The sequence below is a fragment of the Pseudomonas sp. FFPRI_1 genome, assembly GCF_055384485.1.
Genome location: NZ_AP029168.1, coordinates 7,465,203 through 7,491,285, shown reverse-complemented (window position 1 = coordinate 7,491,285; position 26,083 = coordinate 7,465,203). Strand labels below are relative to the sequence as shown.

Annotated in this window: 24 protein-coding genes; 15 read left to right on the top strand and 9 right to left on the bottom strand. The window is 62.9% G+C overall.

Annotated features, from left to right (window positions below; genetic code table 11):
- Positions 1-3: 3 nt before the first annotated feature.
- From ACZ5BO_RS33785 to ACZ5BO_RS33770, 4 genes are all read left to right on the top strand, one after another.
- Positions 4-1,143, top strand: coding sequence for a uroporphyrinogen-III C-methyltransferase (locus ACZ5BO_RS33785; RefSeq protein WP_025130892.1), 1,140 nt, complete (start codon positions 4-6; stop codon positions 1,141-1,143).
- Positions 1,140-2,378, top strand: coding sequence for a heme biosynthesis HemY N-terminal domain-containing protein (locus ACZ5BO_RS33780; RefSeq protein ID WP_464697588.1), 1,239 nt, complete (start codon positions 1,140-1,142; stop codon positions 2,376-2,378). Before ACZ5BO_RS33785 ends, ACZ5BO_RS33780 begins: the two co-directional genes overlap by 4 nt.
- 157 nt (positions 2,379-2,535) lie before the next feature.
- Entirely contained in the window at positions 2,536-3,057 is a 522-nt protein-coding gene (locus tag ACZ5BO_RS33775) for a disulfide bond formation protein B (RefSeq protein ID WP_025130894.1), read from the top strand.
- A 207-nt stretch (positions 3,058-3,264) separates the two neighbouring features.
- Entirely contained in the window at positions 3,265-3,723 is a 459-nt protein-coding gene (locus tag ACZ5BO_RS33770; protein WP_025130895.1) for an Rsd/AlgQ family anti-sigma factor, read from the top strand.
- A 58-nt stretch (positions 3,724-3,781) separates the two neighbouring features.
- On the opposite strand, the gene ACZ5BO_RS33765 is transcribed toward ACZ5BO_RS33770, so the two are convergent.
- Complete coding sequence (locus ACZ5BO_RS33765) at positions 3,782-4,447, bottom strand: FKBP-type peptidyl-prolyl cis-trans isomerase (protein WP_464697587.1); 666 nt, start codon at positions 4,445-4,447, stop codon at positions 3,782-3,784.
- A 193-nt stretch (positions 4,448-4,640) separates the two neighbouring features.
- Here ACZ5BO_RS33765 and ACZ5BO_RS33760 point away from each other — a divergent pair, with 193 nt between their 5' ends.
- The gene (locus tag ACZ5BO_RS33760) at positions 4,641-5,762 is read left to right on the top strand and encodes an AlgP family protein (protein ID WP_464697586.1); all 1,122 of its coding nucleotides are present in this window, start codon (positions 4,641-4,643) and stop codon (positions 5,760-5,762) included.
- On the opposite strand, the gene ACZ5BO_RS33755 is transcribed toward ACZ5BO_RS33760, so the two are convergent.
- A complete protein-coding gene (locus ACZ5BO_RS33755; protein WP_464697585.1) occupies positions 5,759-6,223 on the bottom strand; it encodes a TIGR02444 family protein in 465 nt (154 codons plus the stop codon). The two genes, ACZ5BO_RS33760 and ACZ5BO_RS33755, sit on opposite strands and share 4 nt — an antisense overlap.
- Positions 6,224-6,273: 50 nt before the next feature.
- On the opposite strand from ACZ5BO_RS33755, the gene ACZ5BO_RS33750 reads away from it, so the two are divergent.
- The 3 genes from ACZ5BO_RS33750 to ACZ5BO_RS33740 all read left to right on the top strand — a co-directional run bounded on the left by ACZ5BO_RS33750 (position 6,274) and on the right by ACZ5BO_RS33740 (position 9,542).
- Complete coding sequence (locus ACZ5BO_RS33750) at positions 6,274-8,184, top strand: ATP-binding cassette domain-containing protein (protein WP_464697584.1); 1,911 nt, start codon at positions 6,274-6,276, stop codon at positions 8,182-8,184.
- Complete coding sequence (locus ACZ5BO_RS33745; protein WP_025130900.1) at positions 8,184-8,765, top strand: mechanosensitive ion channel family protein; 582 nt, start codon at positions 8,184-8,186, stop codon at positions 8,763-8,765. The genes ACZ5BO_RS33750 and ACZ5BO_RS33745 overlap by 1 nt, the downstream gene beginning before the upstream one ends.
- Positions 8,766-8,909: 144 nt before the next feature.
- Positions 8,910-9,542: a LysE family transporter gene (locus ACZ5BO_RS33740; protein WP_464697583.1), complete on the top strand. Its 633-nt coding sequence runs from the start codon at positions 8,910-8,912 to the stop codon at positions 9,540-9,542.
- A 58-nt stretch (positions 9,543-9,600) separates the two neighbouring features.
- Here the strand turns inward: ACZ5BO_RS33740 and ACZ5BO_RS33735 are convergent, their stop codons facing one another.
- The 4 genes from ACZ5BO_RS33735 to ACZ5BO_RS33720 are packed head-to-tail and all read right to left on the bottom strand — an operon-like array spanning position 9,601 to position 12,843.
- Positions 9,601-10,344, bottom strand: a complete 744-nt coding sequence (locus ACZ5BO_RS33735; protein WP_464697582.1) for a penicillin-binding protein activator LpoB — start codon at positions 10,342-10,344, stop codon at positions 9,601-9,603.
- Positions 10,345-10,347: 3 nt separating this feature from the next.
- Positions 10,348-10,935 (bottom strand): penicillin-binding protein activator LpoB, encoded by a 588-nt coding sequence (gene lpoB / locus ACZ5BO_RS33730; protein WP_025130903.1) that lies wholly within the window; start codon positions 10,933-10,935, stop codon positions 10,348-10,350.
- 33 nt (positions 10,936-10,968) lie between these two features.
- Positions 10,969-11,340, bottom strand: a complete 372-nt coding sequence (locus tag ACZ5BO_RS33725; RefSeq protein ID WP_025130904.1) for a YcfL family putative periplasmic lipoprotein — start codon at positions 11,338-11,340, stop codon at positions 10,969-10,971.
- 12 nt (positions 11,341-11,352) lie between these two features.
- The gene (locus ACZ5BO_RS33720; RefSeq protein WP_025130905.1) at positions 11,353-12,843 is read right to left on the bottom strand and encodes a COG3014 family protein; all 1,491 of its coding nucleotides are present in this window, start codon (positions 12,841-12,843) and stop codon (positions 11,353-11,355) included.
- A 450-nt stretch (positions 12,844-13,293) separates the two neighbouring features.
- On the opposite strand from ACZ5BO_RS33720, the gene ACZ5BO_RS33715 reads away from it, so the two are divergent.
- Both ACZ5BO_RS33715 and ACZ5BO_RS33710 read left to right on the top strand, forming a co-directional pair.
- Entirely contained in the window at positions 13,294-15,192 is a 1,899-nt protein-coding gene (locus tag ACZ5BO_RS33715; protein ID WP_025130906.1) for a cytochrome c/FTR1 family iron permease, read from the top strand.
- 81 nt (positions 15,193-15,273) lie between these two features.
- The gene (locus ACZ5BO_RS33710) at positions 15,274-15,729 is read left to right on the top strand and encodes a YaiI/YqxD family protein (RefSeq protein WP_025130907.1); all 456 of its coding nucleotides are present in this window, start codon (positions 15,274-15,276) and stop codon (positions 15,727-15,729) included.
- Positions 15,730-15,900: 171 nt separating this feature from the next.
- On the opposite strand, the gene elbB is transcribed toward ACZ5BO_RS33710, so the two are convergent.
- Positions 15,901-16,569 (bottom strand): isoprenoid biosynthesis glyoxalase ElbB, encoded by a 669-nt coding sequence (gene elbB, locus ACZ5BO_RS33705; protein WP_464697581.1) that lies wholly within the window; start codon positions 16,567-16,569, stop codon positions 15,901-15,903.
- A 113-nt stretch (positions 16,570-16,682) separates the two neighbouring features.
- Here elbB and ACZ5BO_RS33700 point away from each other — a divergent pair, with 113 nt between their 5' ends.
- Positions 16,683-17,918 (top strand): sterol desaturase family protein, encoded by a 1,236-nt coding sequence (locus ACZ5BO_RS33700; RefSeq protein WP_464697580.1) that lies wholly within the window; start codon positions 16,683-16,685, stop codon positions 17,916-17,918.
- Here ACZ5BO_RS33700 and ACZ5BO_RS33695 read toward each other — a convergent pair.
- Positions 17,899-18,525, bottom strand: a complete 627-nt coding sequence (locus ACZ5BO_RS33695) for a DedA family protein (protein ID WP_025130910.1) — start codon at positions 18,523-18,525, stop codon at positions 17,899-17,901. The genes ACZ5BO_RS33700 and ACZ5BO_RS33695 overlap by 20 nt on opposite strands.
- Before the next feature lie 207 nt (positions 18,526-18,732).
- Between ACZ5BO_RS33695 and hemB the strand changes: the two genes are divergently transcribed.
- Both hemB and ppk1 read left to right on the top strand, forming a co-directional pair.
- Positions 18,733-19,746: a porphobilinogen synthase gene (hemB, locus tag ACZ5BO_RS33690; RefSeq protein WP_464697579.1), complete on the top strand. Its 1,014-nt coding sequence runs from the start codon at positions 18,733-18,735 to the stop codon at positions 19,744-19,746.
- 18 nt (positions 19,747-19,764) lie between these two features.
- Positions 19,765-21,984, top strand: coding sequence for a polyphosphate kinase 1 (gene ppk1, locus ACZ5BO_RS33685; protein WP_025130912.1), 2,220 nt, complete (start codon positions 19,765-19,767; stop codon positions 21,982-21,984).
- A gap of 175 nt (positions 21,985-22,159) precedes the next feature.
- On the opposite strand, the gene ppx is transcribed toward ppk1, so the two are convergent.
- Positions 22,160-23,662 (bottom strand): exopolyphosphatase, encoded by a 1,503-nt coding sequence (gene ppx, locus ACZ5BO_RS33680; protein ID WP_464697578.1) that lies wholly within the window; start codon positions 23,660-23,662, stop codon positions 22,160-22,162.
- Between the two features lie 577 nt (positions 23,663-24,239).
- On the opposite strand from ppx, the gene trxA reads away from it, so the two are divergent.
- Positions 24,240-24,569, top strand: coding sequence for a thioredoxin TrxA (gene trxA, locus ACZ5BO_RS33675; protein ID WP_003206727.1), 330 nt, complete (start codon positions 24,240-24,242; stop codon positions 24,567-24,569).
- 247 nt (positions 24,570-24,816) lie between these two features.
- Complete coding sequence (rho, locus tag ACZ5BO_RS33670) at positions 24,817-26,076, top strand: transcription termination factor Rho (protein WP_007926725.1); 1,260 nt, start codon at positions 24,817-24,819, stop codon at positions 26,074-26,076.
- Positions 26,077-26,083: the final 7 nt, after the last annotated feature.

The window sequence follows — 26,083 nt, the reverse complement described above, 5'->3', positions numbered from 1 at the left end:
TACGTGAGCGAAACAGCCTTGCCTAAAGATGAAGTCCGGCCGGTGCCCGAGACACCGGTTGAACCCACGACCCCAACCGTTGAGCGTCGTGGCAACGGGTTGGCGATACTGGCCCTGCTGCTGGGGGCGGCGGGTGTTGCTGCCGGCGGCTGGGGGATCTGGCAGGTGCGCAGCCTGCAAGCCAATCACCAGCAGCAGTTGAATCAGCTGCAAGCGCTGGGGGACCAGGCCCAGAGTTTCAAGCTCAGCGAGCAACGCTTGAGTGCGCGGTTGGAACAGCTGCCGGCGGCCGATGAGCTGGAAGACCGGCGCCGCCTGGTCGCCCAGTTGCAAGCGGATCAACAGCGCTTGAACCAGCGCCTGGAGACCGTGCTGGGTGCCAGCCGCAAGGACTGGCGCCTGGCCGAAGCCGAGCACTTGCTGCGATTGGCCAGCCTGCGATTGTCCGCGCTGCAGGACATCACCAGCGCCCAGGCCCTGGTCCAGGGTGCTGACGACATTTTGCGGGAGCAGAATGATCCGGGCTCCTTCGCCGCCCGTGAGCAATTGGCCAAGAGCCTGGCGGCCCTGCGCAGCACCGAGCAGCCGGATCGTACCGGCCTGTTCCTGCAGTTGGGCGCCCTGCGCGATCAGATCCTTGAACTCAGCGCGGTGGCTCCGGAGTACAAGGACCGTGGCGATTCGCTGCTGGGATTGACCGCCGACGGCGACGGCGCGAGCCGCTGGGCCCAGTGGTGGGACCAGATCTCCCGCTACTTCCGCATCGACTTCAACGCCGACAAGAACATTCGCCCACTGCTGGCTGGCCAGGGGCTGACCCAGGTGCGCCTGGCGCTGAGCCTGGCGCTGGAGCAGGCACAATGGGCCGCCTTGAATGGGCAGGCAGCGGTCTATACCCAGGCGCTGACCGAAGCCCGCGATGTGCTGACCGGCAACTTCAACCAGGACAACCCGCAAAGCAAGGTCATGCTTGAGCGCCTGGTGGAGTTGAGCAAGCAGCCGGTGACTGTGGTCACGCCGGACCTGGCCAAGACCCTGAGTACGGTCCAGGCCTACCTGGAGCGGCGCAACCTGAATGCGCAGGACTCGATCAAGCCTCTGCCCAAGCCTGCGGCGGACACCGCCCAGGAGACGAGTCCATGAAGCGCGCCTATGTGATTGTGCTACTGGTCATTGCCGCTATCGGCTTGCTGGGACTGGCAATCGCCGAGCACCCCGGGTACGTGTTGATTGCCTATAGCAGCTTTCGCTACGAGTCCAGCCTGTGGGCGACCGTGGCGCTGATTGCGCTGATCTGGCTGGTGGTCTGGGGCATCAAGTTGCTGGTCGAGCTGGTGATGGTGTCCGGTGGGGTGGTCAATCCCTGGTCGCGGCGCAATCGCAGCCGCCGAGTGCAGATCGCCATCGAGCAGGGCCAGATGGACCTTGCTGAAGGGCGCTGGGCCAGTGCCCAGAAGCATCTTCATCGCGCCGCTGAGGCTGAGCGGCAACCGTTGCTGTACTACCTTGGTGCCGCCCGGGCGGCCAACGAGCAGGGCCACTATGAAGAATGCGATCGCCTGCTGGAGCGAGCGCTGACCCGTCAGCCCCAGGCGGAGTTGGCCGTGGCGCTGAGTCATGCTCAGTTGCAGACCGATCGCGGTGATACCGAAGGTGCGCTGAGCACCCTGCAAGCCATGCATGAGCGTCATCCCCACAGTGTCCAGGTGCTGCGTCAATTGCAGCGCTTGCATCAGCAGCGCGGCGACTGGTCGGCGCTGATCCGCCTGCTACCGGAACTGCGCAAGGACAAGGTCCTGCCAGCCAGCGAGCTGCAGGAGCTGGAGCGCCGGGCCTGGGGCGAGAACCTGACCCTGGCCGCGCGCCGCGAAGAGGATCAGACCGCAGGACTGCAATCGCTCAATCGTGCCTGGCAGCAACTGACCTCGGCGCAGCGCCAGGAGCCGCAACTGGTGCTGGCCTATGCCGAGCAGTTGCGTCAACTGGGCGCTTCGGCCGAGGCCGAGGAAGCACTGCGTACCGCTCTCAAGCGCCACTACGAAAGTCATCTGGCCCGGCTGTACGGCCTGGTGCGTGGCAGCGATCCGTCACGGCAATTGCAGACGGCCGAGCATTGGCTCAAGGATCATCCGGATGACCCGAGCCTGTTGCTGACCCTGGGCCGCCTGTGCCTGCAGAACAGCCTGTGGGGCAAGGCCCGGGATTACCTGGAAAGCAGCCTGCGGCTGCAGCGCAACCCGGAAGCCTGTGCAGAGCTGGCTCGACTGCTGGCGCAGTTGGGCGACACCGAGCGTAGCAACCAGCTGTTCCAGGAAGGCCTGGGGCTGCTGGACGAGCGCCTGCTGGCTTCTCCGTTGCCGGTGCCGGCCCGGGTCTGAGACGCCCACCGGGGCCGGTTGCCTGTTGCAGGTCACCGGCCTTCCTGGGTCTGATTGGACCTTGGCTGATCATCGATCATCTGCGGCATAGCGCTCCTTGAAAGGAGCGAGCGCTTTCTCTACCGTGGCAGCCTGTTTCTCCCGTTACGGATATCTCATGTCGCTGGCCGGCTCTCGCTTGCTGTTCTCCCTGGTGTTCCTGGTGGGGGCCTTGGCCTCGTGGGCAGCGTTCAACCTGCAATCCGGTGGCGGCCTGGATTCCTGTCCGTTGTGGGGAGTCCAGCGTTTGCTGTTGCTGATGTTCGGCGGGGTCAACCTGCTGGCGGTGATACAGGGGCCGGGGCGCCGGGGTCGGGTGGTCTACTGGGGGATCAACCTGCTGCTGGGGGTGCTTGGGGTGATCACCGCCGGGCGCCATGTGCTGCTGCAGAACATTCCTTCCGAACAGCTCCTGGCGTGCTTGCCGGACATGCCATTCATGCTGCGCAATCTGTCCTGGTGGCAGGCGTTGCAACTGACCTTCATGGGCACCGCAGACTGTGCCGAAGTCTCCTGGACCCTGCTGGACATGAGTCTGCCGGAGTGGAGCCTGCTGTTTTTCGTGAGCCTGCTGATCTTCAGTGGCTACCGCCTGCTACGCCTGATGCGCGCTGCCCGCAACGCTGTGGCGTTGCCCTGAGTCAGTGTTTGGCTGGGGGCGGAGGATTAAACGCTTGTATGAACTTTATCTCCTGCGTACCTTGAAGCTGTTGTCGAGCGGGCATAATCTGGCCCGCACGCGTCACTGGAATTATGTTGCTCGATGCTGTTGCACCTGACCGGATCCAGAGTCTCCAACGGGGGGCGGCGGGCAAGCGGCATGACCCATAGGGGAAGAGAGATCACCATGCTCGAAAGTTGTCAGAATGCTCAGGAACGCTGGGGTGGAGTGCACCTGCTGATCGACCGATGGTTGCAGGAGCGTCACGAACTGGTTCGAGCCTATGATGCGCTGGGCGCCGAGCCCGAGGCACTGAGCGAGAGCAAGAAACCCCTGCAGGAATTCTGCGGGATCCTGGTGGACTATGTTTCCGCCGGCCATTTTGAAATCTACGAACAGCTGACCAGCGAAGCCAAGGCTTTTGGCGACACGCGCGGGCTTGAGCTGGCCGACACCCTCTATCCGCGCATCGACGTGATCACCGAGAAGCTCCTGGCGTTCAACGACCTGTGCGATGCCGGCCAGTGCGTGGCGCAGAAGTTCAAGGAACTGGGTGGCCTGTTGCACGAGCGCTTCGAGCTGGAAGATTGCCTGATCGAAGTGCTGCATAACGCCCACAAGCAGGAAGCCGTGGCACAAGCCTGAGACCGGCACCCAAACAAAAAACGGCACGCTTTGGCGTGCCGTTTTTCGTTGTGGCGCTTCAGCCGGAAACGCCGAGCAGTTCGATGTCGAACACCAGTGGCGTATAGGGTGCGATCAAGTCGCCGGCGCCTTCTGTGCCATAGGCCTGACTCGACGGAATCACCAGGCGCCATCGGGCCCCGGTGGGCATCTGCGACAAGGCGCTGCGCCAGCCGGCGATCACGCTGTCCAGGCGAAACCACTGTGGCTGCTGGGTCTGGTCGAACACAGTGCCATCAGGCAGGCGCCCGGTATAACGCACCTGCACCGATCCGTTGGGGCTGGCCTTGTTGCCGCTGCCGGGGCTCAACTCGGTCAGCAGAATGCCCTCCGCCAGTTGGCGAACTCCGGGCTTGGCCTTTTCCTCATCGAGAAAACGCTGCTCGTTCTTCAGCGCAGTTTCTGTCTGGGACTTGGCCGACTGCTCGCTGATCCGGGCGTCGTGCTCGGCGAGAATCTGTTCGATGCGTTCGCTTTTCAGCGCCAGTGGCTTGCCTTGGTAAGCCGCTCTCAAGCCTTCGACCAGGGCCTGGATCTGCAGGTCGGGCACTTCGTCGCGCAAGCGCTCACCCAGGCTTGCCCCCAGGCTGTAGGCAAGATCGTGGGCACTATTGGGTGGTGCTTCGGTAGCCGCTTGAGCCAGTGGCAGGAACAGGCTCAAGGATAAAAACAGGTAACGCGACATGGGCACTCTCCGGCCTGAATTGCGGTGGATTATGCCAGCGACAAAGCGCTCGTTGGTGAGCAACTTCGGTGGGCGCGAAGAACATTTTCAATCGGCTGCAACGCCAGGCTTTCGATACTGTCAACATGCCCTAGCGGCGGTAGCAGCAGAGGTCTAGTATGAGCCGCAACTCACGTCAGCCAGGAGGTAAACCATGTCGGCCAATAAGAAGCCTGTAAATACTCCGTTGCATTTGCTCCAACAGCTGTCGGGCAGCTTGCTCGAACATTTGGAAAACGCTTGTTCCCAAGCCTTGGCTGATGCTGAAAAATTGCTCGCCAAGCTGGAAAAACAACGGGGCAAGGCACAGGAAAAACTGCACAAATCGCGCACTAAACTGCAGGACGCCGCGACAGCTGGCAAGGCCAAGGCACAAGCCAAGGCCAAGACCGCAGTCAAGGAACTCGAAGACCTGCTCGACGCGTTGAAAGAGCGTCAGGCGCAAACCCGTACCTACATTCTGCAACTCAAGCGCGACGCCCAGGAAAGCCTGAAACTGGCTCAAGGCGTTGGTCGTGTGAAGGAGGCAGTAGGCAAGGCATTGAGCTCTCGCGATGCCAAGCCGGCAGCCGTTGCAGCGAAGAAGCCCGCCGCCAAGCCCGCGGCTAAAGCAGCAGCCAAACCTGCAGCCAAGCCAGCAGCTAAACCGGCTGCGAAAAAACCTGTCGCTGCCAGCGCGGCCAAGCCCGCAGCCAAGCCTGCGGCCGTTAAATCCGCTGCGGCAAAACCTGCTGCCAAGCCTGCCGCCAAACCGGTTGCTGCCAAACCCGCAGCTAAAGCCGCTGCCAAACCAGCGGCCAAGCCTGCTGCCAAACCCGCTGCGAAACCTGTTGCAGCCAAACCTGCAGCCAAGCCCGCGGCGAAACCTGCGGCTAAAACTGCAGCTGCCAAACCCGCTGCGGCTAAACCTGCAGCCAAACCAGTGGCCAAACCAGTGGCCAAGCCTGCTGCTGCAAAAGCACCGGTAAAGGCTGCCGCCAAACCCGCAGCCAAACCCGCTGCCAAGCCAGCAGTAGCCGCCAAGCCTGCTGCTGCATCGTCGGCCGCCAAGCCTGCCACAGCCAAGCCTGCTGCCAAACCGGCGGTGAAAAAGCCAGTGGCCAAACCAGCGGCCGCCAAGCCAGCCGCGGCCAAACCTGCGACCCCTGCAGCCAAGCCGGCGGCACCTGCAGCGGCTGCGGTCAAGCCAGCAGCGCCAGCGGCTCCTGCACCGGCTGCCAGTGCACCCGCAACTCCCGCTGTGCCTGCGGCCAGCACCCCCTCCAGCGCTTCCTAAGCGCCGGTCACCGCGAGGCGCAGCACTTGCAGCGCATCGCGGTTGAGGTCGGCGGCTTCGGCCGCCAGTCCTTCCAGCCAAGCCTCCAGACTCTGTGCCTGAGCTGCGGGCCACCCTTGCGCTCGTGCCTGCAGACGCAGCAGCAGTTGTCGTTCGGCTTCCAGTTCCAGGCTCTTGAGCTGTTCACGCAAGGCGCTTAATTCGGTGTCTGCGCTCGCTGCCTCACGCCACCCGATCCGCAGGTTGCGCAAAGGCTGCACCACCTCCCGGTCCCAGGGTACCGTCAGCTCTTCAAGCTGCTTCAGGCGTTGTTGATCACAGCCTATTCCCTGTCGACCCAGCCAAGCCCCGCAAAGCAACAGGCAGACATTGGCCCCGCTTTCCTGCAGTTGCAGGCAGGCCTCCTGCACGCCGGGCAGGGCATAGGTCTTCAGGGCAAAGCTCCACAGGTCAGAGGACATAGTGCTACTCGCGCCAGTTGCGAACGAAGCTGGTAGACTCCGCCGCCATTATGATTCGACTTCAGAACCTGACTTTACAGCGTGGTCCGCAACGTCTGCTAGAAGACGCCGAGCTGACCCTGCACGCCGGCCATAAAGCCGGCCTGATCGGTGCCAACGGCGCCGGAAAATCCAGCCTGTTCGCCCTGCTGCGCGGTGAGCTGCACCCGGACTCGGGTGACTGCTTCCTGCCGGCCGACTGGCGCATTGCCCACATGCGTCAGGAGGTCGATACCCTCGAGCGCCTGGCGGTGGACTATGTGCTTGACGGCGACCTGCGCCTGCGCCAGGTGCAGCATGACCTGGCCGCCGCCGAAGCGGCCCACGACGGTGCTGCCCAGGCGCGCCTGCATGCCGAACTGGACAGCGCCGACGGCTACACTGCCGACGCCCGCGCCCGCAAACTGCTGGCCGGCCTGGGTTTCACCAACGAGCAGATGGACCGCCAGGTCGGCGACTTCTCCGGGGGCTGGCGGATGCGCCTGAACCTGGCCCAGGCGCTGATGTGCCCGTCGGATCTGTTGTTGCTCGACGAACCCACCAACCACTTGGACCTCGACGCCATCATCTGGCTCGAAGAGTGGCTCAAGGGCTACCCCGGTACTTTGCTGCTGATCTCCCACGATCGCGACTTCCTCGATGCTGTGGTCGATCACGTGGCCCACGTGGATCAACGCAAGATCACCCTCTATCGCGGCGGCTACAGCGCTTTCGAACGGGCCCGTGCCGAACGCCTGGCCCAGCAACAGCAGGCCTACGAGAAGCAGCAGGCGCAGCGTGCGCACATGGAAAGCTACATCGCCCGCTTCAAGGCCCAGGCCACCAAGGCCCGCCAGGCCCAGAGCCGGATCAAGGCCCTGGAGCGCATGGAGGAACTGTCGGCAGCCCATGTCGACTCGCCGTTCGACTTCACCTTCCGCGAGTCGACGAAGATCTCCAGCCCCCTGATCGACCTCTCCGACGCGCGCCTGGGTTATGGCGAGCGCACCATCCTGGAGAAGGTCAAGCTGCAGCTGACGCCGGGTGCGCGGATCGGCCTGCTGGGCCCCAACGGTGCCGGCAAGTCGACCCTGATCAAGAACCTGTCCGGTGAGCTGCAGCCCCTGGCCGGCCGCCTGACCCGTGGCGAGAACACGGTCGTCGGCTATTTCGCCCAGCATCAGCTCGACTCTCTGGATGCAAAGGCCAGCCCGTTGCTGCACTTGCAGCGCCTGGCTCCTACCGAGCGCGAACAGCCCCTGCGCGATTTCCTCGGCGGCTTCGACTTCCGTGGCGCCCGTATCGATGAGCCGGTGCTGAATTTCTCCGGCGGTGAAAAGGCCCGCCTGGCGCTGGCGCTGATCGCCTGGGAGCGGCCGAACCTGTTGCTGCTCGACGAACCCACCAACCACCTGGACCTGGAGATGCGCCTGGCCCTGACCATGGCCTTGCAAGAGTTCAGTGGCGCGGTGCTGGTGGTCTCCCACGATCGCCATCTGCTCAAGAGCACCACTGACAACTTCTTCCTGGTGGCCGACGGCAAGGTCGAAGAGTTCGACGGCGACCTGGACGACTACACCCGCTGGCTGGTGGATTACCGCCAGCGCAATGCCCCGGTCAGCAATGCTCCGGTCAATCCGGACAAGACCGACAAGAAGGCCCAGCGCCAGGCCGCTGCCGCCCTGCGCCAGCAGCTGGCACCGCACAAGCGCGAAGCCGACAAGCTGGAAACCGAGCTGGGCAAGGTGCATGAGCGCCTGGCCAAGATCGAGGCCAGCCTCGGCGACAGCGGTTTGTACGAGGCGGCGCGCAAGGATGAACTGCGGGACCTGCTGGCCGAGCAGGCCAAGCTCAAGGTCCGTGAGTCCGAGCTGGAAGAGGCCTGGATGGAGGCCCTGGAACTGCTGGAAAGCATGCAGGCCGAGCTGGAGGCGTTGTCCTGATGGAGGCGCTGCAGTTGCCGTTGCCGGCGCAGTGGATCGGTCCGTTGTGGGTTGGCGTGCAGATCTTGCTGATTCTCTTGGCGGGCTATCTGGCCCAGCGCTTCGTGGCCCGTGGCCTGACCCGCCTGGGCGAGCGTTACCCGTTCCCGCCGCAATTGCTGATGCCGCTGCGCGGCGGCCTGCGCTGGCTGATCATGGGCAGCGCGGTGATCTTCGTCCTGGAGCGTCTGGGGGTGTCCGCCACAGTGCTGTGGACGGCCCTGTCCGGCTTCGTCGCGGTGGCGGCCGTGGCCTTCTTCGCGATGTGGAGCGTGCTCTCCAACCTGCTGTGCGCGATCCTGATCTTCACTGTCGGCCCGTTTCGCCTGGGGGATGTGGTGGAGCTGGTGGACACCGTCGACAAGCCCGGGGTCAAGGGCCGGGTCGTGGCGATCAACCTGCTGTACACCACCCTGATCGAGTCCGAAGAGGCCGGCACCGGCAGCGCCATGGTGCAGGTGCCCAACAGCCTGTTCTTCCAGCGCTCCGTGCGCCGGTGGCGCGGCAGCGACGTGCTGCCCGTGGGGACGGGCGAAAAGTAGCCGCTCACTGCTAGAGCGCGCCTGTAGCCGCTGTGACAGTGACTGCCAGGGTCGAGTAGCGCCTGTCCGACAAAAAAACATGGTCAGTCGCCGGTCGGAGGATTAGCTTAGGCAGTCACGACCAAATTCGATCCGAGGTGTGCGATGGCTTTTGAGACATGGCTGGCGTTTTTTGCCGCCAGTTGGGTGATCAGTCTTTCTCCCGGGGCAGGTGCCATTGCGTCCATGTCCTGTGGTCTGCAATACGGTTTCTGGCGCGGTTACTGGAACGCTTTGGGCCTGCAACTGGGCCTGGCCATGCAGATCGCCATTGTCGCGGCCGGCGTGGGCGCCATCCTTGCCGCCTCTTCCACCGCCTTCTATGCCATCAAATGGTTCGGTGTGGCCTATCTGGTCTACCTGGCAGTGAAACAGTGGCGGGCGCTGCCCAGCGACCTCAGCGACGACGCGGCCATCCGTCCCATCGGCAAGCCCCTGGCCCTGGTGTTCCGCGGCTTCCTGGTGAACATCAGCAACCCCAAGGCCCTGGTGTTCATGCTGGCGGTGCTGCCGCAGTTCATCGATCCTCATGCGCCATTGCTCAAGCAATACCTGATCCTCGGCGCCACCATGATCGTGGTCGACCTGATTGTCATGGCCGGCTACACCGGGTTGGCGTCCAAGGTCTTGCGGCTGTTGCGCACCCCGGTCCAGCAGCGGCGGATGAACCGCACTTTCGCCGGGCTGTTCATCGGCGCAGCGGGCTTGCTGGCAACCATCCGCAAGGCTGCGGTGTAGGTTCTCCGGCGACAAAAAAAGGCGACCCCATGGGTCGCCTTTTTCGTTGGCGTAAGCGTTAGCGCAGGATCACCGGTGCCGTGTCCGGCGGCAGGTTGTTGCGCATCGGCGCCTGCCCCTGCTGCTCGTAGCCGCCACGGCCCAACTGCTCGGCCATCTGCCGGGTGACATCCTCGCCCAGGGCCTTGGACACTTCGCGCACCACCCGCGGCCGGTTCAGCGAGACGCGGATATCGCGGCTGTTCACCAGCTTGGTGTCCTGGCCTTCGCCCATGGCAGTGAATGCCGAGGTGATCTCGAAGGTGCGGGTGTTGATCAGGCTGAAATCCGCCACCAGGGTCAGGCCCAGCACCGCCGAGTAGCTGTTGGTATTGGCCAGCTCGTTGATGTCCTGGGTGAAGTCGATGTCCGACACGGTGCCGAACAGCACATAGTCGGCACCCTTGAAGTTGCCGGCCTTGATGCGCTTGATCACGTCATAGACGTTGGCCTTGGACGCATCGGTGTGGGGCGAGCCCTGCACCAGCTGGAACATCCCGGACTTGAGGATCCCGCCCTTGATGTCACCGGTGAACTTGCGCAGTTCGCCTTCTTCGATGTAGCTGGTGCTGGCTTCCAGTTCGTTGTAGCTGGCCGAGCCGCTGGAGCTGTAGTAGCCCTCGCGATAGTTCTGCTGGGCCGAGACCAGGTGAATGTACTCCTGCACACGCTCCTGGTAGGCCAGGTCCGTGACTGCGACTTTCGGCGCCGCCTGCGCGCTGAAGGCGCAGGCCAGGGCCAGGATGCCAATCCATGCACGCATCGTTTAGCGCTCCGTGGTCTTGCGGATCTCTTTTTCGTCCATCCACTCGGCCAGACCGCTCTCGACGTCGATCAACTGCAGGCTGAATTTGTAGAAGACGTCCTTGTAATCGCTGCTGCGCTTGACGATGGAGCTGATGGAGCCCTCAAGGCGGTATTTGGCGGCGATCATGTTGCCGGTCTTGGCCACGGTGGATTTCTTGTACAGGCCGCTCTGGTTCTGCAGCTTGAGCTGGTCGACCTGGCTCTGCATGGCGGTGTTGTCGCTGGCGAAGCGGGCGGTGCCGGACTTCATCAGCTGGGTCTTGATCGAGGTGGTGATCTCGCGGGTGTCGATGTACTCGCTGGTCTTGTTCTTCACGTCGTAGACCTGCACCACCGGGCGGCCCTGGAGGATGCCGGACTGGGCCAGGGAGCGGGTCATGGATTCGGCGATCATCTGCAGGTCGGTGGAGCCGAACTCGTTGGTCACCAGTTCCACGGCCTTGCTGTCGCCGTAGCTGATGTTCTTGCCACCCAGTACCGGGGAGTTGTTGGCGCAGCCGCTGGCCAGCAGGGCGGCCACGGCGAGGAAGGAAAAGCGTGCAAACATGGAAGTGTTCTCTTGATCGGGTTCAGGGACGGCTTATTGGGTTTTGACTTCCATGCGAAAGTCGGTGGCCTTGGGCACCGGCGCGATGGCCGGCAGGAAGGTGGCCTGGGCCGCGTACAGGTTGAAGACTTTCCAGCTTTCCTCGTCGGCCACCGGGAAACCGTCGTCGCCCAGCCAGACGAAGCGGTAGTACATCGTCATGTTGGTGTGGCTGGTGTTGTTCAGTGCCACCTTGACCGTCAGGAAGCCGTTTTCACGGGCGACCCGCATCGCACCGATGGCGATATTGTTGAACTTGTTCATCACCACCACCTTGCTCGCGGCACTGCCGGGGGCCGGAGGCGCAGGGGTGGTGCAACCGGCCAGGAGGGCCAGTGCGGCAACAGCGAGAAGTTTCACGCGCATGAGGAGCTCCGCTTAGGGACGTTGGTTGCTGGCCATGGCCTGGCCGGCGTTGTTCGGGATGACCTGGGCAGCCAGGCCGCTGCTGAATACCCGGTTGCCCACCACGCGCAGGGCGATCACCTGGTAGCGCTGGTCGACCTTGACCTGTACCTGGGTGCCGCCCAGAGCGTTGGGCAGGCTCAGGCTGTGTTCGCCCTGCTTGAGGCGCAGGCGCGCCACCTGAGTGTTGTCCGGCAAGGTGCGCCAGGTGCGGGTGTCGGCGCCTTCGGTGATCGCCGAAGCCAGGCCGACGGCGAGGCCGGCCAGCGGATTGACTTCGTTGAGGTTCTTTTGCGCGATGCCACGACTCACGGCGCGTACGGTGGTACGCAGGATGATCCCCGGCATGTCGTCACGCAGGGCCCGGCGGGACATGGCAGTGGTGCTGTTGAGCAGGGTCAGGTTCTGCTGCTGGCCGTCGATGCCGATCTGGGCGAAGGCCTGGGTCGAGGTGTCGGCCTTGATCACCGGGAATGACAGCGGGGTGATCACCAGATGGTCGTTGATCGGCAGGGGCAGGGGAATGCGCACCGAGTCACGCGCCGGAGCCAGGCCGCTTTGCACGACGATCAACACGTCGCTTTCGTCAGCCGCGAGGACCGGCACCAGCGCCTTGATCGGGGCCTGGGCCGAAGCCTTGCGCTTGGACTTGGTCGAGGATTTGCCTGGGGCTTCAACCGCTACCGGCGCAGCGGGTTCATCCAGGTTCAGCAGTGCCTGCTCCAGCAGTGGAGTATTGGGGCGCAGCTCGGCGGCCTTGCGGTAGCCGGGTGCCGCCAGGTCCTTCTCGCCCAGGGCTTCATAGACGAAGCCAGCCAGGTAGTGGCTGAAGGCGCTCTGATAGCTGTTCTTCAGGTTGACCACGTCTGGCGCATCGAGGGCTTCCACCGGGTAGCCCTTGAGGTCCTTGTACTGAGTCTTGACCCCCTGCTTCTCGGCCTCGTCCTCGCGCTTGAGGTATTCCTTGTCCCGCAGCTCGGCGATCACCGCTTCGCGCTCGTGGGTTTTCTTGATGGCCATGCGGGCGCCATCGAAATCATTGCTGGCCAGCAGGTTCATGGCCATCTGGGTGGTCAGCATGACTTTTTCGTAGTCGTAGCCTTCGTAGCGGCGGACCTTGTCATTGACCAGAAAGCTGCCGAACTGGGCCAGGTACTTGTCGCTGTCGAACTTGACCGAGTCTTCCCAGTTGCCCACCACCTGGTCGGCATGGCCCCAGGCAGCCTGGCTGCCATTCAGATCGCCCTTGGCTCGCAGCAACTCGCCTTTCTCGAAGTAGTAGAGGAGGTCCTTGTCTTCACCCTGGTTGTTCTTTTCCAGCAGGGTCAGGGCGGCATCGAGATTGCCGGCACGCAATTGCTGGTTGGTTTCCTGAAGTTCGCTGTCGTAGCTGCGAAAGGCCGAGCAACCGGCGAGCAGGGTGACTGCGCTGAGGGCAATCAAGGTGAGGGCGCGGGATGCCATGGGTACTTCTTCCCTGAATGAGACAGCCTGGCGTGCGAGTCGGGCTGGACGAACTCACTGGCAGGAACAATGGCTACCCTGCCAATTCCTCATAAGAAGAGGAGCTTAAATGCCTTATCGCGATAACGAGGGCGCGGCATTATAGACGTGGATTCTGACGCTGTAATGGCTTTTTAGATGCAATTTGATTGGGTATTGCCACTATTCGGGCCGCTGTTCGTTGAGCCTCGATGGGGTATCAAGAACGGGGGGTCCCCCTGGTGGGGGCGGGCACGCCATGGTGTTGAGCGCTTGCAGGCCGCAGTGCTCCTGCACGCTTGCGGTGCAGTGCGGGCTTGGCCCAGGCCGGCCTGCGGCAGTTGAACATGTTTCTGCGGGCCGATAAGCCTTGAGTGAAACCGATGGGGAGGGAACAATATGTTACTTCGTATTTCCCTTTGAGATTCATTCATGACTGCCCCTTCCCGTTTACTGGCATTGCTGGTGCTGCCGGTGCTGGTGCTCTGCAGCTTCAACCTGCTGGCCGATACCGTTGATGGCGCGCCCAAGGCCCTGCATTTGCTGGACTACATTGGCGCCGACTACCCGGCCACCGTCGAGGCAGGCCAGGTTATCGATGAGTCCGAGTACCGCGAGCAGGTGGAGTTTCTCGGAGTCTTGCAGGGGTTGATCGGCGATCTGCCGGCCAAGCCGGAGAAGGCGGAACTGGAGCAAGGTGTTGCCAGCCTGCGCAAGGCGGTTGCCGATCGGGTGGACGGTGACCTCGTGGCTCGCCAGGCGCGGCAGATGGGGGCCCGGCTGGCGGTGGCTTATGAAGTCAGCCAGGCGCCGATCATTACCCCGGACCCGACTCGCGGTGCGCCGTTGTATGCCCAGCATTGCTCGGTCTGCCACGGCGCAAACGGTGCCGGCGACGGCCCGGCCGGTGTCGGCATGACTCCACCACCGGCCAACCTGCGCGATGCCGCGCGGCTCGATCGGTTGAGCCTGTATGCCATCTACAACACCCTGGGGCTGGGTGTCGAAGGCACTGATATGCCGTCTTTCACCGATCAGTTGGATGATCGCCAGCGTTGGGACCTGGCTACCTACATCGCCAGTTTCAGTGCCGACCCCGCTGCCGCCAAAGGCGCGCAGAGTTTCAACCTGTCCGATCTGGCCCGGCAGACTCCCGGCGAAGTGCTGGCGGCCCAGGGCCCGCAAGCGGCGGCCAGCTTCCGCGCCCAGCGTGCCCAGCCACCCCAGGTCAAGCGTGGCCCGGCGCAGTTGCTGGACTACACCGCGTCGACCCTGGACAAGAGTCTTGCGGCCTATCGCAACGGCGATCACGAGCAAGCCTACGACCTCTCGGTAGCGGCTTACCTGGAAGGCTTCGAGTTGGTGGAAAGCTCCCTGGACAATGTCGATGCCACGGTGCGCAAGGACACGGAAAAGGCCTTGATGGCCTACCGTCAGTCGCTGCAGGACGGGCTGCCGGTGGCCCAGGCCGAGCAGCGCCTTGACGCGGCCAAGGCCAAGCTCAAGGCGTCCGCCGAACTGTTGGGCGGTGACAGCCTGAGCGCGTCCCTGAGCTTCATCTCCGGCCTGTTGATCCTGCTGCGTGAAGGCCTGGAGGCGATCCTGGTGCTGGCGGCGATCCTCGCGTTCCTGCGTAACACCGGGCAGCAATCGGCGGTGCGCAGCGTCAACGTCGGCTGGGGCCTGGCCCTGCTGGCCGGCCTGGGAACCTGGGCCCTGGCGGCGTACGTGATCGATGTCAGCGGCTCTCAGCGGGAACTGCTGGAGGGCGCTACCGCGCTGTTCGCCAGCGTCATGGTGCTGTGGCTCGGGGTGTGGATGCACGACCGCCGGCATGCGGCGGCCTGGCAGGACTACATCAAGAGCAGCCTGGTGGGCGGTGGTGGGCGTTTTGGTTTCGCGGTGCTGGCATTTTTCTCGGTCTACCGCGAGTTGTTCGAGGTGATCCTGTTCTACGAGACCCTGTGGCTGCAGGCCGGCCCTGCCGGGCACAACGCGGTGCTGGCCGGTGGCGCCACCGCCCTGGTGCTGCTGGTAGGCCTGGCGTGGGTGATCCTGCGGGGCTCGGCCAAGCTGCCGCTGACGCTGTTCTTCAGCATCAACGCGGCGTTGCTCTGCGCCTTGTCGGTGGTGTTTGCCGGTCACGGGGTCAAGGCGCTGCAGGAGGCGGGTATCTTCGGCACCCGCCCGGTGCCATTCTTCGACTTCGATTGGCTGGGCATTCATGCCGACGCCTATTCGCTGGCCGCCCAGGCGCTGGCCATTCTGGCGATCGTGGTGCTCTATAGCCGCAGCCGGATGAGTGAGAAGCGGCGTTTGCAGGCTTCTTGAGCCACAGGCTGTACTGATCGCGGGCACGCCCGCCCCTGCGGGGGCGGCTTGCCCGTTTTGCATGTTGCAGGGAGAACTTCAATGCGTGTCTGGATCGATGCTGACGCTTGCCCCAAGGCAGCCAAGGACCAGGTGGTGCGCTTTGCCCTCAAGCGCCAGTTCGAAGTGGTGCTGGTGGCTGGGCAGGCGCAGATCAAGCCGGCCTTTGCCTGTGTCAGGTTGATCGTGGTGCCCAGCGGCCCGGATGCGGCCGATGACTATCTGGTGGAGCACGCGGTGCCTGGTGAGCTGGTGATCTGCAGCGACGTGCCGCTGGCCGACCGGCTGGTGAAAAAGGGCGTGGCGGCCCTGGACCCGCGGGGCAAGGAGTTCGATGCACAGAACATGGGTGAGCGCCTGGCGGTGCGCAACCTGTTCACCGATCTGCGGGAGCAGGGGCAGGTCAGTGGCGGGCAGGCGCCCTATGGCGATCGTGAGAAGCAGGCCTTCGCCAATTCCCTGGACCGGATCCTGACCCGGCTGGCACGCCAAGGTTGAAGGGGGGAGGGAGCGGGTTGTAGAGAGGCGGCTTGCTCCCGCTCAAGGGCGCAGCAGTGGTGAAATCGGCTGATGCGCAGTACCTGGTTCACCGCGTCAGCCGATCTTGCGGGCGCTTTGCGCGAGTGCCTCAACCCGGCCCTGCGGGAGCAAGCGCCCTCGCCACAGGCTTTACTGCTCGCCTTCGTGGGTCAATTCCAGTACCCGGTCCACCAGCTTGTTGATGCCCGAGGCGGCTTCGCTGATGGATTGTGCAAGCATGTACGCGGGGGTGCTCACCAGCTTGCGCGCCTTGTCCTCGATGATGTCGCCCACCGCGCATTCAGCATGGGTGGCGCCCATCTTGACCAGGGCTGCGGCCGTGTCGGCGTCGTTGCCGATGGTGCAGGTCACGCCGGGGCCGTAGATCTTCGCCGCCAGGGCTGGGGCGATGCACATCAGGCCCACCGGCTTGCCCGCTTCGGCAAAGGCTTCGGCCAGGGCCAGGACGTCTGCCTGGACACTGCAGGCGGCGCCTTCGGTGGCGAAGCTGGAGAGGTTCTTGGCGGCGCCAAAACCGCCAGGAACGATCAGTGCGTCGAAGTCCTCGACCTTGGCTTCGCGCAGGTCCTTGACCTGTCCCCGGGCAATGCGCGCCGACTCCACCAGGACGTTGCGGGTCTCGGGCATGGCTTCGCCGGTCAGATGGTTGAGCACGTGCATCTGGGGAATGTCAGGGGCGAAGCACTGTACCTGGGCGCCGCGTTGGTCGAGGCGCAACAGAGTGATCACGCTTTCGTGGATCTCGGCGCCGTCAAACACACCACAGCCGGAAAGGATCACTGCAACTTTTTTGCTCATGGGTTTTTCTCCAGATTCATGGCGCTAAATGTCCGCCGTTTTGTCACCTGTCGCCATAGGGGAATGTCAGGCTCGGACCTAATCTTGGCTATCGATTCCGATCAGGTCGCGCCATGAACCTCATTCTCTATGCGGTGCCGTTCTTCTTCGTGTTGATTGTCGCCGAATTGTTGGCCGACCGCTGGCGGGGAGTGCACAACTACCGGGTTGCCGATGCGGTCAATAGCATCAGCACCGGCGTGTTGTCCACCACGACAGGCCTGTTGACCAAGGGCCTGGGCCTGGTCACTTACGCCTTTGCCCTCAAGCACCTGGCGCTGTTCGAGCTGTCCGCGCAGAGTGCCTGGGTCTGGGTGGCGGCCTTTGTCCTGTATGACTTGTGCTACTACTGGCTGCATCGCTGTGGCCATGAGCGCAACATCCTCTGGGCCGCCCACTCGGTGCATCACCAGAGCGAGGACTACAACCTTTCCACGGCGTTGCGCCAGACCAGCACCGGGTTTCTCCTGGGCTGGATCTTCTACCTGCCCCTGGCGGTGCTTGGGGTGCCGCTGTCGGTGTTCGTCACTGTGGCGGCCCTCAACCTGCTCTATCAGTTCTGGGTGCACACCCGGCACATCGGCAAGCTGGGCTGGTACGAGTGGTTCTTCGTCACCCCGTCCAACCATCGGGCGCATCACGCGCAGAACACTCTTTATATGGATCGCAACTACGGCGGCGTGTTCATTCTCTGGGATCGGCTGTTTGGCACTTTCCAGGAGGAGGATGACAACGAACCGGTGGTGTTCGGGGTGACCACGCCGCTGGCCAGTTGGAACCCGCTATGGGCCAACCTGCAGTTCTACGCGCAGTTGTGGGATGACGCCCGGCACACGTCCAGTTATTGGGACAAGTTGCGGATCTGGTTCATGCGCACCGGTTGGCGTCCGGCGGACGTGCAAGCCCGCAATCCTTTGCCCAAGCCGGACTTGAGCCGGTTCCGCAAGTTCGAGGTGCCTTTGCAGGGGCGTCGGCAGGTCTATGTGGTGCTGCAGTTCGCAGTTTATGTGGCGCTGGGCAGCTACCTGATGAACGCCGAGGACCGCCTCTCGACCCAGGCCCTGGTCCTGGGCTGGAGCGTCCTGGCATTTGGCCTGTTCGTGCTGGGGGCAGCCCTGGAAAACCGGCCCTGGAGCCTGAAGCTGGAGCTGGCACGGCTGCTGTCGAACCTGCCACTGGTGTGGCTGGCGCCCATCGTCGGCCTGTGGCCGGCCGGCCACCTGGCCTGGGTGGCGCTGGGCTGCTACAGCCTGTTGAGTGTCAGCCTGCTGTACTGCTGCGGCCAGCGCTTCACTCGACTGGCGTCGTAGATTCCTTGGCCTTGGCGTGTTCGCCGGCCTGTTCGGCTTCGTAGATCTGCTTGGCCAGGCGCGCGTTCTTGAACCGCCGGCGCAACCACAGGCCAAAGCCCAGCACCAGCAACGCGCCCAGTACCCAGAGCTCGTACTTCTTGATGCTGCCGAGCATGCCTTCCATGACGGCGCCGAAATGGTAGGCCGCCGAGGCGAGGGCGATTGCCCAGATGGCCGCGCCGATGCCATTGAGCAGCAGGTAGCGTCCTGGCGGATAGCCGGACAGGCCGATGGCCACCGGCATCACCGTGCGCAGTCCGTAGACGAAGCGAAAGCTCAGCACCCAGATGTCCGGGTGCTTGCGGATGTGCTCCAGCGCCCGGTCACCCATCATTTGCCAGCGCGGCTTGCGCGCCAGCAACTTGCGGCCATGCTTGCGTCCCAGGAAGTACCACAGCTGGTCACCGGCGTAGCTGCCGAAGAAGGCAACCACCATCACCAGGTTGATATCCATGTATCCGCGGAACGCAAGAAACCCGGCTAGAACCAGAATGGTTTCGCCTTCGAAAAACGTACCGAGAAAGAGGGCGAAGTAGCCGAAATCCTGAAGAAATTGTTGGAGCATTGTCTGGATGCTGGCGAAATGAACGCGCAGCCTACCCCTTCGACGACGTTCGGGAAAGTATCGAAATGTGTCTCGACGTGAACATTCCCCCCTATGACAATGAGTGTTGCTGTCGGTCAACACCTTGAGCACAACTGTCATCTGTTCGTCATAATGCCCGCTTATAACTGTTCCGCTCGCCCGCCAGCGCGGGCCCTGGAGTCCGCCGTGAGCTTTACCCCCGCCAACCGCCTGTTTCCTGCCACTCGTCTGCGGCGCAACCGCCGGGATGATTTTTCCCGCCGTCTGGTGCGCGAGAATCGCCTGAGTGTGGATGATCTGATCCTGCCGGTGTTTGTGCTCGAGGGTGAGAATCGCCGTGAGGCGGTGGCCTCGATGCCTGGGGTCGAACGCCTGACCATCGACCTGCTGCTGGAAGAAGCGGCCCATTGGGTCGAGCTGGGGATTCCGGCGCTGGCACTGTTTCCGGTGACGCCGGCCGGGCTCAAGTCGCTGGACGCCGCCGAATCCTGGAACCCCGAAGGTATCGCTCAGCGCGCCACCCGCGCTTTGCGTGCGCGGTTTCCCGCGCTGGGGGTGATCACCGATGTGGCCCTCGATCCATTCACCACCCACGGCCAGGACGGTATCCTCGACGAACACGGCTACGTGCAGAACGACATCACCGTCGACGCCCTGGTGCGCCAGGCCCTGTCCCACGCCGAGGCGGGGGCCCAGGTGGTGGCGCCGTCCGACATGATGGACGGGCGGGTCCAGGCGATCCGCGAGGCACTGGAGCTGGCGGGGCACGTCAATGTGCGGATCATGGCCTACTCGGCCAAGTACGCCAGCGCCTACTACGGGCCTTTCCGTGATGCGGTGGGTTCGGCGCTGAACCTGGGCAAGGCCGACAAGGCCTCGTACCAGATGGACCCGGCCAACGCTCACGAAGCCTTGCAGGAAGTGGCCGCGGACCTGGCGGAAGGGGCGGACATGGTCATGGTCAAGCCGGGCATGCCGTACCTGGATATCCTTTTTCGGGTCAAGGATGAATTCAAGGTCCCGACCTTTGTCTATCAGGTCAGCGGCGAGTACGCCATGCACATGGCGGCGATCCAGAATGGTTGGTTGGGTGAAGGGGTTATTCTTGAATCCCTGACCGCTTTTAAACGTGCAGGTGCCGATGGCATCCTGACTTACTTTGCCGTTCGTGCTGCTCAATTGTTACGAGAGCAAAAATAGCCCTCCCAGGAACACGCGATGAATACTGAAGGACTCTCAGAAGTTGCCGTAAAAGACGCCCAGCCGGTGATCGAGCCCGTGGCCGAGACCCCGCCGGAGCTGGAGCCCGCGCCGGCGGCCGGCGTGGCGGAGGCGCAACCGGCGCCGGCTATCGTCATTCCCAACCTGGATGACAGCAGCCTGTACATCCACCGCGAGCTGTCGCAACTGCAATTCAACATCCGCGTGCTGGAACAGGCGCTGGACGAGTCCTACCCGCTGCTGGAGCGCCTGAAGTTCCTGCTGATCTTCTCCAGCAACCTGGACGAGTTCTTCGAGATCCGCGTGGCCGGCCTGAAGAAGCAGATCACCTTCGCCCGTGAACAGGCCGGTGCCGATGGCCTGCAGCCGCACCAGGCGCTGGCGCGCATCAGCGAGTTGGTGCACGGTCACGTCGATCGTCAATACGCGATTCTCAACGACATTCTGTTGCCGGAGCTGGAGAAACATCAGATCCGCTTCATCCGTCGCCGCTACTGGACCACCAAGCTCAAGACTTGGGTGCGCCGCTATTTCCGCGACGAGATCGCGCCGATCATCACCCCCATCGGCCTGGATCCGACGCACCCGTTCCCATTGCTGGTGAACAAGAGCCTGAACTTCATCGTCGAACTCGAAGGCATCGACGCCTTCGGCCGCGACTCGGGCCTGGCGATCATCCCGGCGCCGCGCCTGCTGCCACGGATCATCAAGGTGCCGGAAGAAGTCGGCGGCCCTGGCGACAATTATGTGTTCCTCTCGTCGATGATCCACGCCCACGCCGATGACCTGTTCCAGGGCATGAAGGTGAAGGGCTGCTATCAATTCCGCCTGACCCGAAACGCCGACCTGGCAGTGGACACCGAGGACGTCGAAGACCTGGCCCGTGCCTTGCGCGGCGAGCTGTTCTCCCGTCGCTACGGTGATGCGGTGCGCCTGGAGGTGGCCGACACCTGCCCGAAACACCTGTCGGACTACCTGCTCAAGCAGTTCAACCTGCACGAGACCGAGCTGTACCAAGTCAACGGCCCGGTGAACCTGACGCGGCTGTTCAGCATCACCGGTCTGGACAGCCATCCGGAGCTGCAATACACGCCGTTCACGCCACAGATTCCGAAACTGCTGCAGAACAGCGAGAACATCTTCAGCGTCATCAGCAAGCAGGACATCCTGCTGCTGCACCCGTTCGAATCCTTCACTCCCGTGGTCGACCTGTTGCGCCAGGCCGCCAAGGATCCGCACGTGCTGGCGGTGCGCCAGACCCTGTACCGCAGTGGCGCCAACTCGGAGATTGTCGACGCCCTGGTGGACGCTGCGCGCAACGGCAAGGAGGTCACCGCGGTGATCGAGTTGCGGGCGCGCTTCGATGAAGAGTCCAACCTGCAGATGGCCAGTCGCCTGCAGGCGGCCGGTGCGGTGGTGATCTACGGTGTGGTGGGGTTCAAGACCCACGCCAAGATGATGCTGATCCTGCGTCGCGAAGCCGGCGAGATCGTGCGCTATGCGCACCTGGGCACCGGTAACTACCACGCGGCCAACGCCCGGCTGTACACCGACTACAGCCTGCTGACCTCCGACGACGCCCTGTGCGAAGACGTCGGCAAGCTGTTCAGCCAGTTGATCGGCATGGGCAAGACCCTGCGCATGAAGAAGCTGCTGCATGCGCCGTTCACCCTGAAGAAGGGCATGCTCGACATGATTGCCCGGGAGACTCAGTTCGCCCTGGACGGCAAACCGGCGCACATCATCGCCAAGTTCAACTCGCTGACCGATCCGAAGATCATCCGCGCGCTGTACAAGGCCAGCCAGTCGGGCGTGCGCATCGACCTGGTGGTGCGGGGCATGTGCTGCCTGCGTCCAGGTATTGCCGGGGTCTCGCACAATATCCACGTGCGCTCGATCATCGGCCGCTTCCTCGAGCACACCCGGGTGTTCTACTTCCTCAATGGCGGCGAGGAACAGATGTTCCTTTCCAGCGCCGACTGGATGGAGCGCAACCTCGACAAGCGGGTCGAGACCTGCTTCCCGGTGGAGGGCAAGAAGCTGATCCTGAGGGTCAAGAAGGAGTTGGAGAGTTACCTCACCGACAACACCCACAGCTGGAGCCTGCAGTCCGACGGTCGTTACATCCGTAACACGCCGACCGGCAACCAGAACCCGCGCAGCGCCCAGGCGACCTTGCTGGAGCGTCTTGGCAGCCCGGTGTTGCCAGTGCGCTAAACGCTACAGGCGCCCATGAAAAAGGCCAGCCCGATCACCGGGCTGGCCTTTTTTATTGGGCTGCGTGGGTGACCTGTAGGAGCTGGCTTGCCAGCGAAAGCGCCGGTAAGGGTGATTCAAGGCTTGGGGGCCTCTTCGCCGGCAAGCCGGCTCCTACATCCGCGGTGGGGCAGGGTCAGCGGACGTTGAGCACGATACCGACCCGGGTCAGCCAGTCCGCTTCAAGGGCGAAGTCGGCCTGGGTCAGCTGGTTTTCGTCCAGCCAGTTGGCCGGGAATTCCACGTCCAACTGGTCGCCGTCGGCGCTGAGCTTCACCTGGGGCATTTGCTGGGTGCCGCGGATATGGTGGAACAGGATGGCGAAACGCAGCAGCACACAGAGGCGGATCAGCTTGATGCCGTCGTCGCCGAACTCGGCGAACTTCTCCTTGGGAATGTTGCGGCGATGGCCGCGTACCAGCAGGGCCAGCATCTGCTGGTCTTCCCGGGAGAAACCGGCCAGGTCGGAGTGTTCGATCAGGTAGGCGCCATGCTTGTGGTAGTGATAGTGGGCGATGTCCAGGCCCACTTCATGGACCTTGGCCGCCCAGCCCAGCAACTCACGCCAGACACCGTCCTCCAGGTCCCAGTCCGCCGCCACCTGGTCGAAGGAGCGCAAGGCCTTGCCCTCGACCCGCGAAGCCTGTTCCAGGTCCACGTGGTAGCGCTCCATCAGCGAGCCTAGGGTACGTTCACGCACGTCTTCGTGGTGATGGCGGCCCAGCAGGTCGTAGAGCACGCCTTCACGCAGGGCACCTTCACAGTGGTCCATGCGTTGCAGTTCCAGGGCGTCGAAGATCGCTTCGAGAATCGCCAGGCCGGCGGGGAAGATCGCCCGGCGGTCGGGCTTGATGCCTTCGAAATCGATCTTCTCGGCATCGCCGAGCTTGAACAGCTTGCGCTTGAGCCAGGCCAGGCCTTCGGCGTTGACCTCGCCACTGCCCTGGCCGCCGGCCTTGAGGGCCAGGCCGATGGCGCGGATGGTCCCGGAGGAGCCGATGGCTTCGTCCCAGGTCAGGCGGTGCAGGGCGTGCTCGATGCTCATGATCTCCAGCCGCGCTGCGGTATAGGCCTGGGCATAGCGTGCGGGGGTGATCTTGCCGTCGCGGAAATAGCGCTGGGTGAAGCTCACGCAGCCCATCTGCAGGCTTTCGCGCAGCAGCGGTTCGAAGCGCTGGCCGATGATGAATTCGGTGCTGCCGCCGCCAATGTCGGCCACCAGGCGCTTGCCCGGGGTGTCGGCGAGAGTGTGGGAAACCCCGAGGTAGATCAGGCGCGCTTCTTCGCGGCCGGAGATGACTTCCACCGGGTGGCCGAGGATTTCCTCGGCGCGGTGGATGAATTCGCCGCGGTTGCGTGCTTCGCGCAGGGCGTTGGTGCCGACGATGCGTACGGTGCCCAGGGGCATGCCGTTGATCAGTTGGGCAAAGCGCTTGAGGCAGTCGAGCCCGCGCTGCATGGATTCTTCATTGAGCCGACGCTCTTCGTCGATGCCGGCGGCCAGCTGAACCTTTTCACCCAGCCGCTCGAGAATGCGGATCTCACCGTTCCGGGCCTTGGCCACGACCATGTGAAAGCTGTTGGAGCCCAGATCTATTGCAGCGATCAGGGACAGATTCTTGGCTTGGGATTGGGGCATGGTTGGGGGTCTCGGTCGATAACCTCGCCATCCTGCCACGATCACAGGCTCGCGCCAACGCGCAGTGTCCAATGGCTTGATTCAACGCATGAAACCGCTCGCCGCAGATCCTGGCGAGCATTCTCGGGCGAGGGATGCAGGGCTCCTCAATCGAGGTTTCGAGCGCAGTTGCAGGCAGCGGTAGCGGTTCTCGGGACAGTCTCGAATTCCCCGGCAAAAAAGCTATGTGCGTGCTGCTCGGTTTGACTCGCCAGCGGGGCAGGGAGGGCTTTTGTACATTTTGCGCACGACCGTTCATCCGACCTGAACGGGGCGTGGAAGCTGGGCGGTTTGTCGCCAGAACAGTTGCCCCTGGCCCTGGCCGCTTGGTACGCCGCATATAAAGGCGTGCAGGAACCGCCTTTGCGGGGCCGCGCAGGCCGGCGGAATCGCCTTGGCTGCCGCCGCTTCTTCCCCAGCTGAGCTATACCCAAATTCATGGGGCACCATAGTGAGAGTCAATCATCTCCGGCTTCCTGAACGAGGGAAGGGCAGATATGATGGGCCACGTTTTTTTGCTTACAACCTGGAGAATTCCATGAGCAGCGATCTTATCAAACACGTCAGCGACGCCAGCTTCGAGGCCGACGTACTCAAAGCCGAAGGCGCTGTACTGGTCGACTACTGGGCTGAGTGGTGCGGCCCATGCAAAATGATCGCTCCGGTTCTGGACGAAATTGCTGAAACCTACAAAGGCAAGCTGACCGTTGCCAAGCTGAACATCGACGAAAACCAGGAAACCCCGGCCAAGCATGGCGTGCGTGGTATTCCGACCCTGATGCTGTTCAAGAACGGCAACGTTGAAGCGACCAAGGTCGGTGCGCTGTCGAAGTCGCAACTGGCGGCATTCCTCGACGCCAACATCTGATTGTCGGTTTTGGCGTGATTGAAAAGGCCCCGCAATATGCGGGGCCTTTTCGTGATTGAGGGCTAGACGCTCCGAAACTCAGGTGTTACATTCGGTCCCGCACTGGTTCCTCCAGTGCCCCCTGCAAGCCGTCGCCGACGCTCTCCTTTTCGAATTAGTACGCGATCCTGTCGCCTTCTCTGCGGCGCGGCCTCATTAAGCCAAAAGCTTAATTTCCCCCCTCTATAAATGATTACGTCATTCCTATATGAATCTGACTGAACTCAAGCAAAAGCCGATTACCGAACTGCTCGAATTGGCCGAACAGATGGGCATAGAAAATATGGCCCGTTCGCGCAAGCAGGACGTGATTTTCTCCCTGCTGAAAAAGCACGCGAAAAGCGGTGAGGAAATCTCCGGTGATGGCGTGCTGGAGATCCTCCAGGACGGCTTCGGCTTCCTTCGCTCCTCCGATGCCTCCTACCTGGCCGGCCCGGACGATATCTACGTCTCGCCAAGCCAGATCCGTCGCTTCAACTTGCGCACCGGTGACACCATCGTTGGCAAGATCCGCCCTCCGAAGGAAGGCGAGCGTTACTTCGCGCTGCTCAAGGTCGACACGATCAACTACGACCGTCCCGAGAACGCCAAGAACAAGATCCTGTTCGAAAACCTGACGCCGCTGTTCCCGACCGTGCGCATGAAGATGGAAGCCGGCAACGGTTCCACTGAAGACCTGACCGGTCGCGTGATCGACCTGTGCGCCCCGATCGGTAAAGGCCAGCGTGGCCTGATCGTTGCTCCGCCAAAGGCGGGCAAGACCATCATGCTGCAGAACATCGCGTCGAACATCACCCGCAACAACCCGGAAGTTCATCTGATCGTGCTGCTGATCGACGAGCGTCCGGAAGAAGTGACCGAGATGCAGCGCACCGTGCGCGGCGAAGTGGTCGCCTCCACCTTCGACGAACCGCCAACCCGCCACGTGCAGGTTGCCGAGATGGTGATCGAGAAGGCCAAGCGTCTGGTCGAGCACAAGAAGGACGTGGTGATCCTGCTGGACTCCATCACCCGTCTGGCCCGTGCCTACAACACCGTGATCCCGAGCTCCGGCAAGGTACTGACTGGTGGTGTGGATGCCCACGCCCTGGAGAAACCGAAGCGTTTCTTCGGCGCTGCGCGCAACATCGAAGAGGGCGGCTCGCTGACCATCATCGCCACCGCGCTGGTTGAAACCGGCTCGAAGATGGACGAAGTGATCTACGAAGAGTTCAAGGGTACCGGCAACATGGAGCTGCCCCTGGACCGCAAGATCGCCGAGAAGCGTGTATTCCCGGCCATCAACATCAACCGTTCCGGCACCCGCCGCGAAGAGTTGCTGACCGCCGACGACGAGTTGCAGCGCATGTGGATCCTGCGCAAGCTGCTGCATCCCATGGATGAAGTCGCCGCCATCGAGTTCCTGGTCGACAAGCTGAAACAGACCAAGACCAACGATGAGTTCTTCCTGTCGATGAAACGCAAGTAAGTCGAGC

Coding starts and splice junctions, on each gene's coding strand:
- ACZ5BO_RS33780 (WP_464697588.1), top strand. CDS start 1,140: ATGAAGCGCGCCTATGTGATTGTGCTACTGGTCATTGCCGCTATCGGC.
- ACZ5BO_RS33775 (WP_025130894.1), top strand. CDS start 2,536: ATGTCGCTGGCCGGCTCTCGCTTGCTGTTCTCCCTGGTGTTCCTGGTG.
- ACZ5BO_RS33770 (WP_025130895.1), top strand. CDS start 3,265: ATGCTCGAAAGTTGTCAGAATGCTCAGGAACGCTGGGGTGGAGTGCAC.
- ACZ5BO_RS33765 (WP_464697587.1), bottom strand. CDS start 4,447: ATGTCGCGTTACCTGTTTTTATCCTTGAGCCTGTTCCTGCCACTGGCT.
- ACZ5BO_RS33760 (WP_464697586.1), top strand. CDS start 4,641: ATGTCGGCCAATAAGAAGCCTGTAAATACTCCGTTGCATTTGCTCCAA.
- ACZ5BO_RS33755 (WP_464697585.1), bottom strand. CDS start 6,223: ATGTCCTCTGACCTGTGGAGCTTTGCCCTGAAGACCTATGCCCTGCCC.
- ACZ5BO_RS33750 (WP_464697584.1), top strand. CDS start 6,274: ATGATTCGACTTCAGAACCTGACTTTACAGCGTGGTCCGCAACGTCTG.
- ACZ5BO_RS33745 (WP_025130900.1), top strand. CDS start 8,184: ATGGAGGCGCTGCAGTTGCCGTTGCCGGCGCAGTGGATCGGTCCGTTG.
- ACZ5BO_RS33740 (WP_464697583.1), top strand. CDS start 8,910: ATGGCTTTTGAGACATGGCTGGCGTTTTTTGCCGCCAGTTGGGTGATC.
- ACZ5BO_RS33735 (WP_464697582.1), bottom strand. CDS start 10,344: ATGCGTGCATGGATTGGCATCCTGGCCCTGGCCTGCGCCTTCAGCGCG.
- lpoB (WP_025130903.1), bottom strand. CDS start 10,935: ATGTTTGCACGCTTTTCCTTCCTCGCCGTGGCCGCCCTGCTGGCCAGC.
- ACZ5BO_RS33725 (WP_025130904.1), bottom strand. CDS start 11,340: ATGCGCGTGAAACTTCTCGCTGTTGCCGCACTGGCCCTCCTGGCCGGT.
- ACZ5BO_RS33720 (WP_025130905.1), bottom strand. CDS start 12,843: ATGGCATCCCGCGCCCTCACCTTGATTGCCCTCAGCGCAGTCACCCTG.
- ACZ5BO_RS33715 (WP_025130906.1), top strand. CDS start 13,294: ATGACTGCCCCTTCCCGTTTACTGGCATTGCTGGTGCTGCCGGTGCTG.
- ACZ5BO_RS33710 (WP_025130907.1), top strand. CDS start 15,274: ATGCGTGTCTGGATCGATGCTGACGCTTGCCCCAAGGCAGCCAAGGAC.
- elbB (WP_464697581.1), bottom strand. CDS start 16,569: ATGAGCAAAAAAGTTGCAGTGATCCTTTCCGGCTGTGGTGTGTTTGAC.
- ACZ5BO_RS33700 (WP_464697580.1), top strand. CDS start 16,683: ATGAACCTCATTCTCTATGCGGTGCCGTTCTTCTTCGTGTTGATTGTC.
- ACZ5BO_RS33695 (WP_025130910.1), bottom strand. CDS start 18,525: ATGCTCCAACAATTTCTTCAGGATTTCGGCTACTTCGCCCTCTTTCTC.
- ppk1 (WP_025130912.1), top strand. CDS start 19,765: ATGAATACTGAAGGACTCTCAGAAGTTGCCGTAAAAGACGCCCAGCCG.
- ppx (WP_464697578.1), bottom strand. CDS start 23,662: ATGCCCCAATCCCAAGCCAAGAATCTGTCCCTGATCGCTGCAATAGAT.
- trxA (WP_003206727.1), top strand. CDS start 24,240: ATGAGCAGCGATCTTATCAAACACGTCAGCGACGCCAGCTTCGAGGCC.
- rho (WP_007926725.1), top strand. CDS start 24,817: ATGAATCTGACTGAACTCAAGCAAAAGCCGATTACCGAACTGCTCGAA.